8 protein-coding genes and 1 pseudogene are annotated in these 11981 nt (G+C 38.6%); 3 read left to right on the top strand and 6 right to left on the bottom strand.

Annotated elements, in window-relative coordinates:
* Nucleotides 1-14 precede the first annotated feature (14 nt).
* Nucleotides 15-950: a LytTR family DNA-binding domain-containing protein gene (locus C7Y70_RS14640; RefSeq protein ID WP_135475446.1), complete on the bottom strand. Its 936-nt coding sequence runs from the start codon at nucleotides 948-950 to the stop codon at nucleotides 15-17.
* A 104-nt stretch (nucleotides 951-1054) separates the two neighbouring features.
* Between C7Y70_RS14640 and C7Y70_RS14635 the strand changes: the two genes are divergently transcribed.
* Both C7Y70_RS14635 and C7Y70_RS14630 read left to right on the top strand, forming a co-directional pair.
* Nucleotides 1055-3106: a TonB-dependent receptor plug domain-containing protein gene (locus C7Y70_RS14635; protein ID WP_135475444.1), complete on the top strand. Its 2052-nt coding sequence runs from the start codon at nucleotides 1055-1057 to the stop codon at nucleotides 3104-3106.
* Nucleotides 3107-3481: 375 nt separating this feature from the next.
* Nucleotides 3482-4429 carry a hypothetical protein gene (locus tag C7Y70_RS14630; protein WP_135475442.1) on the top strand — a complete coding sequence of 316 codons (948 nt, stop codon included), beginning with the start codon at nucleotides 3482-3484 and terminating at the stop codon, nucleotides 4427-4429.
* A gap of 324 nt (nucleotides 4430-4753) precedes the next feature.
* On the opposite strand, the gene C7Y70_RS20765 is transcribed toward C7Y70_RS14630, so the two are convergent.
* From C7Y70_RS20765 to C7Y70_RS14605, 4 genes are all read right to left on the bottom strand, one after another.
* A complete protein-coding gene (locus C7Y70_RS20765) occupies nucleotides 4754-4879 on the bottom strand; it encodes a hypothetical protein (RefSeq protein ID WP_280953833.1) in 126 nt (41 codons plus the stop codon).
* 115 nt (nucleotides 4880-4994) lie between these two features.
* Nucleotides 4995-5969: a transposase gene (locus tag C7Y70_RS14625; RefSeq protein ID WP_135475440.1), complete on the bottom strand. Its 975-nt coding sequence runs from the start codon at nucleotides 5967-5969 to the stop codon at nucleotides 4995-4997.
* A 54-nt stretch (nucleotides 5970-6023) separates the two neighbouring features.
* Entirely contained in the window at nucleotides 6024-6722 is a 699-nt protein-coding gene (locus C7Y70_RS14620) for a transposase (RefSeq protein ID WP_245321534.1), read from the bottom strand.
* A gap of 1050 nt (nucleotides 6723-7772) precedes the next feature.
* Nucleotides 7773-10571, bottom strand: a complete 2799-nt coding sequence (locus tag C7Y70_RS14605; RefSeq protein WP_135475438.1) for a hypothetical protein — start codon at nucleotides 10569-10571, stop codon at nucleotides 7773-7775.
* A 131-nt stretch (nucleotides 10572-10702) separates the two neighbouring features.
* On the opposite strand from C7Y70_RS14605, the pseudogene C7Y70_RS14600 reads away from it, so the two are divergent.
* A pseudogene (locus tag C7Y70_RS14600) lies at nucleotides 10703-10853 on the top strand (transposase family protein); the annotation flags it as partial.
* Here the strand turns inward: C7Y70_RS14600 and C7Y70_RS14595 are convergent.
* Nucleotides 10804-11868: a transposase gene (locus tag C7Y70_RS14595; RefSeq protein ID WP_135475437.1), complete on the bottom strand. Its 1065-nt coding sequence runs from the start codon at nucleotides 11866-11868 to the stop codon at nucleotides 10804-10806. The pseudogene C7Y70_RS14600 and the gene C7Y70_RS14595 overlap by 50 nt on opposite strands.
* Nucleotides 11869-11981 lie beyond the last annotated feature (113 nt).

Here is an 11981-nt window from a genome sequence, read left to right as displayed (position 1 = left end):
TTCTTTCGTTTGTGTTACTTTTTAAGCCAAGACTTAACCTTACTCATGTGTGTGCGACTCACTGGCACACAGGTTTGATTTGACATTTTCAATGCTCCTTCTCGGTTCTTTTTTTCTAATGAGTGAATGTGGGCTGTATTAACCCAATAGCTTCTGTGAGTTTGTCCAACTGCAAGCTCTGGCGACAGTGAACTAATATCGTCTATGGCATCTTTAAGATTGTATAAAATTAAATGACTTCCAGACTCAAGCACAACATTTAAATAATGTAACTCAGCTTTTAGGTAAATAAGCTCTGAAATAGCGTTGATGTTTGCCAATTGCAAAAATTGTTGCGCACGGCTTTGAGTCTCTTCATTTGTTGAAAGTTCAACTGCATTGTTACTGACTGCCTCAGAGGTCAGTGGTTGTGTTAATGCCCCACCAGTGTCACCGCAGCTACCTTGATGTGAACACACCCTCTCAGTTTGATTGGTCTTGAAGGCCATATTTGGCGTGTTTGGTTGTTGAACTTCAGGTGCTTGTTTATGGGTGGACTCAATTTTAAATCCGAGGACCCAAGGCAAATTAATCGCAATCCATGATATCAGCGCGGGGGGAACCATATTTTGCCACTCTTCGATTAAAGCACCCACGCTGTAAGCTGTTTCTTGCTCTATATACACATCAAAAAGTAGTGAGATCGGCACATAAAGTGTCGCCGCAATTAATGCGCTAACAATCAGCTTAACAAAGTTATTTTGTTTACTAAGCACACCTCTCATTAATGTATGTGTGGTGATAAAAAAACCTAACGCTAAAAAAACCTGTCCTTGCCAAACAATAAAATTTAACCAAAAAGGCAGTATATTGTCGTCATCTGAGACGCTTAAAATACACGCTAAAACAAAGCCAACACACAGAAAATAGCGCCATGGGCTTATTGCACCAATCTGAAACTGCCCATCCATACAATAAACTGCCCATTCATACAAAAATCAATATGTTAATTAAACCAGAAATCATTTAAGGCGTAAATTATTGTTATTAAATAACGCATACAAAGGACGCAAAAATGACATTTACTAAATCATCAATCGCAGTATTAGTGAGCATAATATGTACACACGCTTGGGCTCAAACAGACAACAGTCAAAACGAGATTGAAAGCATTACCGTGGTGGCTCCTCAACCAGACGGCATTAAAATTAGTTCGAACAAATTAGTAACGCTACCCGGTACGGGCAACGATCCACTCAAAGGTTTAGAAGCACTCCCTGGTGTTGTTTTAGCAACCCCAAATACTGGCGGCCCAGTAGCACAACCGGCTATTCGTGGCAGCTCCACTAACGACAACCTTTATCTAACAGATGGATTAGAGATGGGGTATATTTTTCACAACGATGGTTTGAGTATTTATAACCCACTGCTTATTGAAAGCTTTGAGTTAAAAACAGGCGCTTGGGCAAGCAACTATGCCAATGCAAATGGCGGGGTCATATTAACGCAATTAAGAGATCCAAGCCCTGACACACCAACCAATGTAATTGATTTAAGCTTTTTTCGCAGTGGCTTTTTATATGAACAAGCGATTTCGCCAGATGCCGCGTTCTACGTTTCATTTAGAGAGAGTTTAGTGCACACCTACGTTGATAACTTTATCGAAGACGAGGACTTTTCATTTTCAGTGCCACCGCGTAACCGGGATTACCAAGCAAAACTAATTTGGGATATAGATAACAATAATGTGTTACGTGCAACCGCCAGTGGCGCAAAAGATTACATTGAAATTGAATTTGATGCAGACGGCCGCGACATTGGTAAAAACCCTGATTTGGCTTCTGGCCAGCGATACCAAAGTTATTTTCATAGCCAAGCAATCAGTTGGCAATACACTGGTGACAACCTCGAGTCAATCAGCAGTGTCAATGTGTTAACGCAAAACCAGCAAGAGCGAGAAGGTGACATCTTTCGCTGGGATGCTGATATCACAAAAATAATTGTAAAATCAGATAACCAATATATTGCAGATTCATTCACCCTCGATTTTGGTATTCAACTCAAACAAAGTGATATTGATTACCTAAGCAGTGGTCGGTTATTACCATGCAACACAGAATTTAAAGTGTGCCCACCCAGCTATTTTAGCCCCACATTTTCGCAGCAAGGCTCACTTACGGTAAGAGATTATCATGCCTATGCATCACTTAGGGGAGACATTTCGCCTCGCTGGGATTACAACATTGGTTTGGCGTACCTCGCAACGGATAGCAATTCACAACGTTATTTAGAGCCTCGCGCACGTATAGGCTTTGATGTGACCGATAAGCATAAACTCAACATTAGCTACGGTGTACACCACACACTGGTTGATGACTACCAATATTTGATTCCTCAATATGGCGAATCCACACTTGAAGCCAGTGAATCGACTCATTACACGTTGAGCCTAGATTCAAACCTTGGTCAAGGACTCGGGTTAAAAACAGAACTATTTTACAAAGAGCTAGATAACTTAATCGTTGCGAACCCTGATGCACAAAAGCGACGTTTAACACAACATGTGGCTGGCGAGCCAACATTTGATGATGTCGCCAGTGGTGAATCATACGGTATAGAGCTGCTGCTAAATAAGCAGTTATCAGAAGATTGGTATGGCTGGGCAAGCATTGCCTACAGTAAAACAGAACGCGACAACCCATTAACCAATCAGCAATTTAACTCTGAGTTTGATTTACCTTGGGTTGCAAACCTCGTGCTGGATTATAAATGGAACGAAAATTGGCAAATTGGCGCGAAATGGCGTTTTCAAAGCGGGCGACGTTATACACAAGTGCAATCAGCGACTCCCTATACTGAAATTAATAATCAACCACTCTTTTATATACCACAATATGGCGAGTTTAATGCTGAACAATGGGGGAACTATCACAGGCTTGATCTTCGCGCAGACTATCAAACCCAAGTATTTGGTCTCGAATCGACTATTTATATCGAAGTGCTTAACGTTTACGGCTCAAAAACGGTGCAAGAACTTGAGTACAACATAGATTACAGTGATTTTGAAAAAGACTATCAATTTCCTGATATGCCGCTGCCTTCAATCGGGATTACGTTAAACTTTTAAGCACATACAATGAAGGCCGGTTAGTAATAAACCGGCTCTTTCAAACATGAGGGTTCACTCAATTAAACAACCCCAAGAGCAACATCATTGTGGTCATTTGAGATCTATAGGGTCTGAGATCTAATGGGTGCCCCCTTTGGTTGCACCAATCAACGTCATTACTGGATGCATAGTCATATTTAAATTGAGTTTAAAAAATAAGAGCACTTGGTTTTTGAATTAAAAGATCAAGCAAACACAGTTACCTGCTTGACCGGAACTTTCTAATGGGTGACCCCTATGATTTACTACATCAATAAATTTACTTAGTTGTCATACAACCTTTCCATGTGTATATTATTTAATCAATCCAATGATTATTTTCAAGGAAGACTAATGAAAAATTTCTCGTTTGCAATCTTAGCTAGCTTAACCGTCACAGCTTGTTCATCTTTTGATATTTATGATAATAATGGAGAGTCTGTAAAAGGAATTCCATATTACGTAAAAAAAGGTGCAGTCAAACAAACAACTGCTTACTCAAGATCTTGGTTAGAAGTGACTATAGAGTATTCAAAAATAAAAGCCGATGGAAAAGCACTTACAGGTAGTAAAAATAGTGCCAAATTCGATATAAAAATGGGAAGTTACGATTCAATAGAGTTACTAAGCGCTTTTGCTGAAGCACAAAAGCAAGTTGATAGTGGTTTCGCTACAGCACTCGGAATATTTAAGACAGAACTAGATAAAGGGTGTTCAACTTCAGCCATAAACTGTTCAATTTCGCCATCAGATAAGTCAGATGATCTTAGTTCTAAAACTCGAACACCTTTAAATGTTCATCAAGAATTTATTAGTAATAAGGCTGCTTATGAATCGATAGTTGATTACAGCAAAGTATATTACTTCAACACTATTGTACCACCTTTCGGTACAACCACAGGTAGTGTTACATTAGCAGCTGATGGAACACTTACAACTGGAACTAGTACTGTAGATACTACAAAATTAGCTGAAGTAATTCCATTAAACGAGATATTACTCAAGAAATTTAAGTTAGGGGATTATTTACCAGCCTTAACCAATACAAATAAATCTAACACCAAACCAAAGTCACCAATTCCAATACCAATATTGACTATTTCAATCAGCAAAAAGAGCTATCAATACAACTTAACTAAACACTTACCCTATAATTCAGGCTTGAATCTTGTACCATTAGATTTCAATTCATCAAATATTTCAATTGCAGTAGTGACGAGTAATTCAAGCTCAAGTAAACCTGCTGAAAACACTAATGCCATAAAGCTAAACGGAACAATCGAACTACCTAAACCAAAATAAAGCCTTGCACCAGATATTCATTTAGCCAACACCGATTGCGAAGCTGCTTTTCAATCCCTTTGGCTTCAAAAGCAGCCAAAAATAAAGCCCGTTCCGACTTTATTGAAAACAACAAAAAGCCTCGCGAGTGTGAGGCTTTGGATTTAATTGGTGGCACTACTCTATTACAGAAAGACGTAAACTTCCGAACAGCTCATTACCTCGTAAAACATCAATACATTTATCCTGTTTTCGTAACAACTCCAGAAAACCTTCTTCCATTACTCTAATAGCAACAGTTCTACTTTACCCTCTATAAAAAGGCAAAGATCCGTTGACTGTTAGTTAAGCAAGCCTAGCTTCATTTGAAACAGATTTTTCGATCAGTTCAACTCTGAGCTTTTCTTGAATTAAACCGTTATCAGGAATACATTCAGATTGACTATTTAACTCTAATGTTACATAAAACATTGCATATCCTATATCTTCGGTTTTACTTTCGGAAGGTTTTGGGCGTCACTGTTATTGCTCTTCCACCGGGAAGATCAGCAAATGGTTTCTGCTGAAAAGGAAAGAAAGGAAAGGGTCAAATCTTGACTTCAGATATCAAACAATCTCGTAGCTTTTCCAATTGTAATTCAACGATATTATCTTCAATCATTAATACATTTAATCTACCGACAGTTTTTGATATAGCCGAATAGTGTTTAACATTAAATATATCTGCTAACGCCTGCAAATTTAATCCCGTTAAATCTTGGCATAATTTAATAGCAAACCAACGGGGTAAATTTTTCTCTTTTCGCCCCTTTTTAACAATTACTATATCATCTACCTCAACACCAAAGTATTGAGCTAAGTAGGAGATTACATCATCTGCTGAGTACTTTTTAACAACAAGCTTACTTTCACTATTTGGTGATGCGATATGGTCTTTTATGTTTTCAATAAAGTCCTCACAGCCCAGAACCGACAATAACTTTTTAGCATTATAAAAAGCGCTTATTTCTTCACTGTTTTCAAACTCCACAAACTGCTTATAAGCTGCATATTTATGCTTTTTGCCTTGCAGCGAAAATATAAAATCTCGAACAAGCCATTTAGGCACCGCTACCCTTTTAATAAAAGCGGAATAGCTAGACCATTGATACTTAGCAAGGTCATCTACCATCGGGGTGCTCGTTTCAATTGGATTACGATGAATATACCGACTAACATGCAACAAGTAGTTATCAGCATCCACCAAAACCGCTTTATATCGCCCTCTAAACAGCGCACCGTCTGTGTTATGTGTTCGATTAAAGTATTGAGTATAAAGGCCATTAATATGCTTCATGCCTCGACCTAAATTAGCGTCGGGGGTTTTGATGAGTAGGTGGTAGTGATTGCTCATTAAACAATATGAATGCACTTCAATATTAAAGCGAAGGCTTGCTTGCTCAATGCAATATAAAAAATACTTAAAGTCGTCATCACTCAAAAAGGTATTTTCACGCCCTCTTCCACGATTCATCACATGATAAAACGCATTCTCATATTCTATTCGCAGCGGCCTAGACATAGTAATCTATTCAATAAGTAGTAAATTATAAATTTAGCCCACCAATGTCCGAAGTCAAGATTTGACCTCTTTAGTTTGTGACTTAACAACAAGCTTATTTTCACTATTTGGTGATGCGATATGGTCCTTTATGTTTTCAATAAAGTCATCACAGCCCAGAACCGACAATAGCTTTTTAGCATTATAAAAAGCGCTTATTTCTTCACTGTTTTCAAATTCCACAAATTGCTTATAAGCTGCATATTGACGCTTTTTGCCTTGGAGCGAAAATATAAAATCCCGAACGAGCCATTTAGGCACCGCTACCCTTTTAATGAAAGCGGAATAGCTAGACCATTGATACTTAGCAAGGTCATCTACCAGCGGGGTGCTCGTTTCAATTGGATTACGATGAATATATCGACTAACATGCAACAAGTAGTTATCAGCATCCACCAAAACCGCTTTATATCGCCCTCTAAACAGTGCACCGTCTGTGTTATGTGTTCGATTAAAGTATTGAGTATAAAGGCCATTAATATGCTTCATGGCTCTACCTAAATTAGCATCGGGGGTTTTGATAAGTAGGTGGTAGTGATTGGTCATTAAACAATATGAATGCACTTCAATATTAAACCGAAGGCTTGCTTGCTCAATGCAATATAAAAAATACGTAAAATCGTCATCATTCAAAAAGGTATTTTCACGCCCTCTTCCACGATTCATCACATGATAAAACGCATTCTCATACTCTATTCGCAGCGGCCTAGACATAATGATAAAATCAATGAGCAATAAACTATAAATCGAGACCATTGATGTATGAAGTCAAGATTTGACCCCTTTAGTTTTTTTAAATCGAGACCATTGATGTATGAAGTCAAGATTTGACCCCTTTAGTTTTTTTTCTTTAGTTTTTTTTACTATTTGGTACTTTAGGAGTTAATACCACAACATTTACCGGTCCAACCGTGCTAGCTGTAAGTATTTGCTCTTATGTGATCCCTATACTAATTGCTGAGCTGGTAAGGCATGCCGAAACTACAACTAATAAAATTATTACAATCGCCACAGCAAGCTTAATGGTGTTGATATCCATTATATTCTTGGTGGGTTTATTTGGAATTGTGCTAGCCGAATGGTATCCGGCGATAGTTGGTTAGTAGATGGTAATTCGATGAGTGAAAAATATAACGCTGCTAATTGGATTAACAACCCTGACTTTATTTATATAAATGAAGTCAGGTGTAACCTTCGTAATTTTCACCCTCGTATTGAGCTAAATACTCACCACTTAGCTTAGCTGTTGTACTTTATTGAGTGAGCGCATCACCAAAACGATTTGCCTTCTGCTTACCTTTCGCAAAACCTAAGTAAATATACCCAAGCCACCTCAAGATGCAGTTTCAGTTGGAGTTAAAAGCGATTCAGGCAAGGCATTGATTGCAAATAATGGTTGTTCCCTTGTTAAAATCAATAACGCAGTATGAATCGCTTTTAAACCAACCCGTTGGGCGTTTCACAGGCGCTTACTCTCATCGTTGTTACTTCTTAAAAGGGACTGCCATTATTGCAAAGTAACGCCTTGATATTAAACACCTGTGAAACGCTGAAGTCTGCATCTTGAGGTGGTTTGGGTATAATACAGCTAATCGAACCGATAAAAGGAATTAAAAAGCATAACGTCATCCAGCCAGATATATTAAGGTCATGCCAACGCTTAATTGTCACCATAAGATTTATCCAAATCAAGCAGCCTAATGCTACTTTCATGGCTCAAAGTATTAAAGAAAAGGGGTCACTCATTGACCCCTTTAACCTTCGCTATTTAACAACTGCGGTTATTCCTAAATACTGATCTTCCACACTTGTATTTTTTGTTACATCAACGGTGAACCAAGTTTTTTCATCAAGATTAAATGAGAAAGCTCTTCGAGAAATAGAAGGTTGTGTAAAGCTGCTATCTGAAACAATCCCCATAATAACACCTTGCTCAGGTTCTGTAATAAAACCATTTGCACTAGTTATCGTTTCATTTAAAGTAAAGTCAGCTAGCACGGTTACTGTGCTGTTATTTGGATTAAAAAGCATTAATTTAGCGTTATTTGTTAAATAATAAAATAAACCATCAGATGCTTGGAACAAAGGTGTCCCTGGTAAGTCAGTTAATCCGTCTTTAGGTCCTGACACTACCGTGGAAATTGATATTTCAGAAGAAATTAACTCGCCTAACACAGCCTTATGAATGCGAACTTCAGTATCATTTTCAATTGCAGTAGTCATAACATAAAAATCGCCCGACTCATTATCAGCAGCGGCAGCAAAGGGGATCTTCCATGCGCCAGCAGCAACACTGCTTGCTTCAGGCGAAAATAAAATAAAATTACTATCTGGCCGACCGTTTGCATCTCTATTATTAACATCCACAAACCATAATCGCTGGCCTTTTGCACCGTTATCTTCTACTCGCAGTGCTGGGGTAATAAAGCTTAGTTTATCATCATGTGCAACTGCGCCAGTAAAGTCTGCATCAAGAATGCTTTCACTCTCACCAAATAAATACAATTCACCACTCGGCTGACCTGTTTTTGCATCAAACGAGAGTAGCCCTGCAACATATGGATAATACTCAGCACCAGCAATAAAGGGCGAGATTGGATCAAATATCTCGTAAACGACTGTGCCCCAAATTTGACCGTTTTTTGTTTTAGCAAACCCTTTTGGAGGGTTCACCGCACGAGTGTACCAGCGCCCATCGTTTCGTTCAGAATCGGTATCTGGTAGTGCAAAATCTTGTATTTTTTTTGTCGTAATATCTAAAGTCCATACCCCAACATTGCTGCGCTGTGGATTCACCCCTGAGTTGACTCGATTTAACGTCCCCCCTAGAACAACACCGCTTTCTAGCTGCAAGGGCTTGCCTAAAGGAAACCCTGCGGTGGCGTTACCTAAGGGAACACTTACCACTTCAGCAGTCACACGGTCATACTTTATAATTGCACCATGACCATGCTTACCACCTAGTGTAGCCAGACTCACTACATAGCGGTCTGCCCTTGGCTCAGCTGGCAAACCACCTATGGCAGGCACACCATTAATCAAATAACCATCATTTACACTTCCATTGAATAAATTTTTACGTGCCAAACCATTGTAGTCATAGCGATCAATGAGTGATGGCATCACTCCTGCGTCTTGTAAAAGTGATTCAAGGCTAGTATCTAAAAACTCAGAATTGCTTGTTACGGGCAAATTATCAATGTCACCCCAAAATTTACTCACAATGTAATTATCAAATTGGTTTGCGCCAATAGTAGACGTTGCATTAACAAAGTGATAACCCGTTGTTCGGCTTGAAGACAAACCAACTGGTACTCGGCGTTCACTTTTGCCAGTCCAGTAAGCGCTTAGCCTTGCACGATCTAATAGTTGGTCTGTATTTGTAATTTCAAAAAAAGCTGCCGCATCGAGTTCCGGCGCAATATTTGGCCCATCCCCTGCTGTAAGTAAATAATAATCAGACCCATACTGCCTAATTATTGCAACCGGATTTTTTGCGCCTCGGCTACTATTTAATACACCAATATCAACGCTATTTACCGCGACAGCAGGGCCATCTTTTTGATAGATCCAGGTATTATCTGGCGCTTGCTCTGTAGCAAACACAAACTCATTGCGCGTAATGTCATAGCTAGCCTGAGGAGCTGGCTGACCAAGTACTTCATTGACATCATCATCATCTATATTATTGCTATTTATATCAACAAGACCCCATGGCTTCGACCAATCTAACGTATTACTTGGTGCAATCGCAAAAGCCTTGGCAGGAACATCATAATTCAATTGCGTATTATTTTTTACGCTATAAGCACTGGCAGTAAAATTTGATACCAAAAAAATCACATCCCCTATCGGCGTGCTCGCAAGAAGAGGTACCATAGATACTTTATTTATTCTTTGTTTATAGTCTTTATTTTGACCAAATTCATACATTCCATAAACCGGCGTGAATTGCCCATAACCATCACTGCTCACATCAATATTAAGATGGACTAATGCCCCCGATGTCACATGGCTACTGTCTACAGGAGGCTGCGGTAAATTCGGACCTCCCGATTGTGCAATCATCATTAAAGAACGGCCATCAGGACTTATAGCTGGTGCAGTAAAGTATTGCGATAAAGGCTTACTAGCATCGGCAATATAAATAGGTGGAATTGTTGCAACATGCTCTAGGCTATCTTTCTTTGGATCAAATACAACAACATCACCACGTAATCTATTCGGTATAATCCCGTAAAACAAACCTGTAACAGAATTAAAAGCAAACCCCGCCTGGGCATCAATTACTCCCATATCTAAGGGGACAGAGCTTGGTATGGGTCCTCCTTCAGCTGTTACAACATCCTTTACGCTTACGGAGCTTGAATCAAATGTGGTCCAACTTCCTATCCCTTTACTCCCACCTGTAGTACTTGTAATTAGCAAAGAAGTGATTGGATCTTTTACAGGATCCGTTACCGATGTAGGGGGCTCATTGACCTTATTATTCTTTTCATTACTATTATTACAAGCACTTAAAATAAATATTACACTCAATAACCCAATAACTGATCGTTTCATAAATTAAATTCATCAAAAAGTAGTTAATATAGGTATAGCTTTGTTTTAATGGAATGTCTAACATGCTGGGCAGGATCATACTTTGTAAACATTTATAATTTATGATCTAATACTATAAATTTCATCGCTTTATATTCCTTACGTCCTTATTCTCCCATTTAGAACTTGTAAAAGGTAACCGCTCAACTATCAACCAACATCATAACCTTGTCGATGTGCTTTTTCCTTATTATTAGTGCTGTAACATCTGGATGTGAAGGATGGCAAGATATTGAAGTATATGCTGTAAGGGCTCGACTGCAGAAAGGGGTCCAGAAAGGGAGCAAATCTTGACATCAGATATCAAAGCACTTTCGAGTTTTTCAAATAGTAATTTAACCTTTTTATCTTCGATCATTAAGGCATTCATCCTACCCACCGTTTTAGATATTGCAGAATAATGCTGAACATTAAAAATATATTCTAACGCCTGCAAATTTAATCCCGTTAAATCTTGGCACAATTTAATAGCAAACCAACGGGGTAAATTTTTCTCTTTTCGCCCCTTTTTAACCGTTACGATACCTCCTATCTCAATACTAAAGTGTTTAGCTACGTAAGCAATTACATCATCTGCTGAGTAATTTTTAATAACAAGCTTACTTTCACTATTTGATGTTGCAATATAGTCTTTTATGTTTTCAATAAAGTCCTCACAGCCCAGAACCGACAATAACTTTTTAGCATTATAAAAAGCGCTTATTTCTTCACTGTTTTCAAATTCCACAAACTGCTTATAAGCTGCATATTGACGCTTTTTACCTTGCAGCGAAAATACAAAATCTCGAACGAGCCATTTAGGCGTCGCTCCCCTTTTAATGAACGCTGAATAGCTAGACCATTTATACTTAGCTAGGTCATCTACCAACGGGGTGCTCGTTTCAATTGGGTTACGATGAATATATCGACTAACATGTAATAAGTAGTTATCAGCATCCACCAACACAGCTTTATATCGCCCTCTAAACAGCGCACCATCTGTATTGTGTACTCTGTTAAAGTATTGAGTATAACGGCCATTAATATGCTTCATGGCTCTGCCTAAATTAGCATCGGGGGTTTTGATTAGCAGGTGATAATGATTGGTCATTAAACAATAAGAATGCACTTCAATATTAAAGCGAAGGCTTGCTTGCTCAATGCAATATAAAAAATACGTAAAGTCGTCATCGCTCAAAAAGGTATTTTCACGCCCTCTTCCACGATTCATAACATGATAAAACGCATTCTCATACTCTATTCGCAGCGGCCTAGACATAATGATAAAATCAATGAGCAATAAACTATAAATCGAGACCATTGATGTATGAAGTCAAGATTTGACCCCTTATTGTTTTTTGACCCCTTATTGTTTTTTTGCCTACAGTAAAA

This window comes from Pseudoalteromonas sp. KS88 (assembly GCF_004766475.1).
Lineage (GTDB): Bacteria > Pseudomonadota > Gammaproteobacteria > Enterobacterales > Alteromonadaceae > Pseudoalteromonas.
Note: the sequence above shows the minus strand (reverse complement) of the source record. Positions and strands in the feature narration are given on the sequence as shown.

Bases quoted from the DNA above. Each gene is read 5' to 3' on its own strand.
- C7Y70_RS14620 (WP_245321534.1), bottom strand. From the start codon at position 6,722: ATGTCTAGGCCGCTGCGAATAGAGTATGAGAATGCGTTTTATCATGTG.
- C7Y70_RS14635 (WP_135475444.1), top strand. From the start codon at position 1,055: ATGACATTTACTAAATCATCAATCGCAGTATTAGTGAGCATAATATGT.
- C7Y70_RS14630 (WP_135475442.1), top strand. From the start codon at position 3,482: ATGAAAAATTTCTCGTTTGCAATCTTAGCTAGCTTAACCGTCACAGCT.
- C7Y70_RS14605 (WP_135475438.1), bottom strand. From the start codon at position 10,571: ATGAAACGATCAGTTATTGGGTTATTGAGTGTAATATTTATTTTAAGT.
- C7Y70_RS20765 (WP_280953833.1), bottom strand. From the start codon at position 4,879: ATGTTTTATGTAACATTAGAGTTAAATAGTCAATCTGAATGTATTCCT.
- C7Y70_RS14595 (WP_135475437.1), bottom strand. From the start codon at position 11,868: ATGTCTAGGCCGCTGCGAATAGAGTATGAGAATGCGTTTTATCATGTT.
- C7Y70_RS14640 (WP_135475446.1), bottom strand. From the start codon at position 950: ATGGATGGGCAGTTTCAGATTGGTGCAATAAGCCCATGGCGCTATTTT.
- C7Y70_RS14625 (WP_135475440.1), bottom strand. From the start codon at position 5,969: ATGTCTAGGCCGCTGCGAATAGAATATGAGAATGCGTTTTATCATGTG.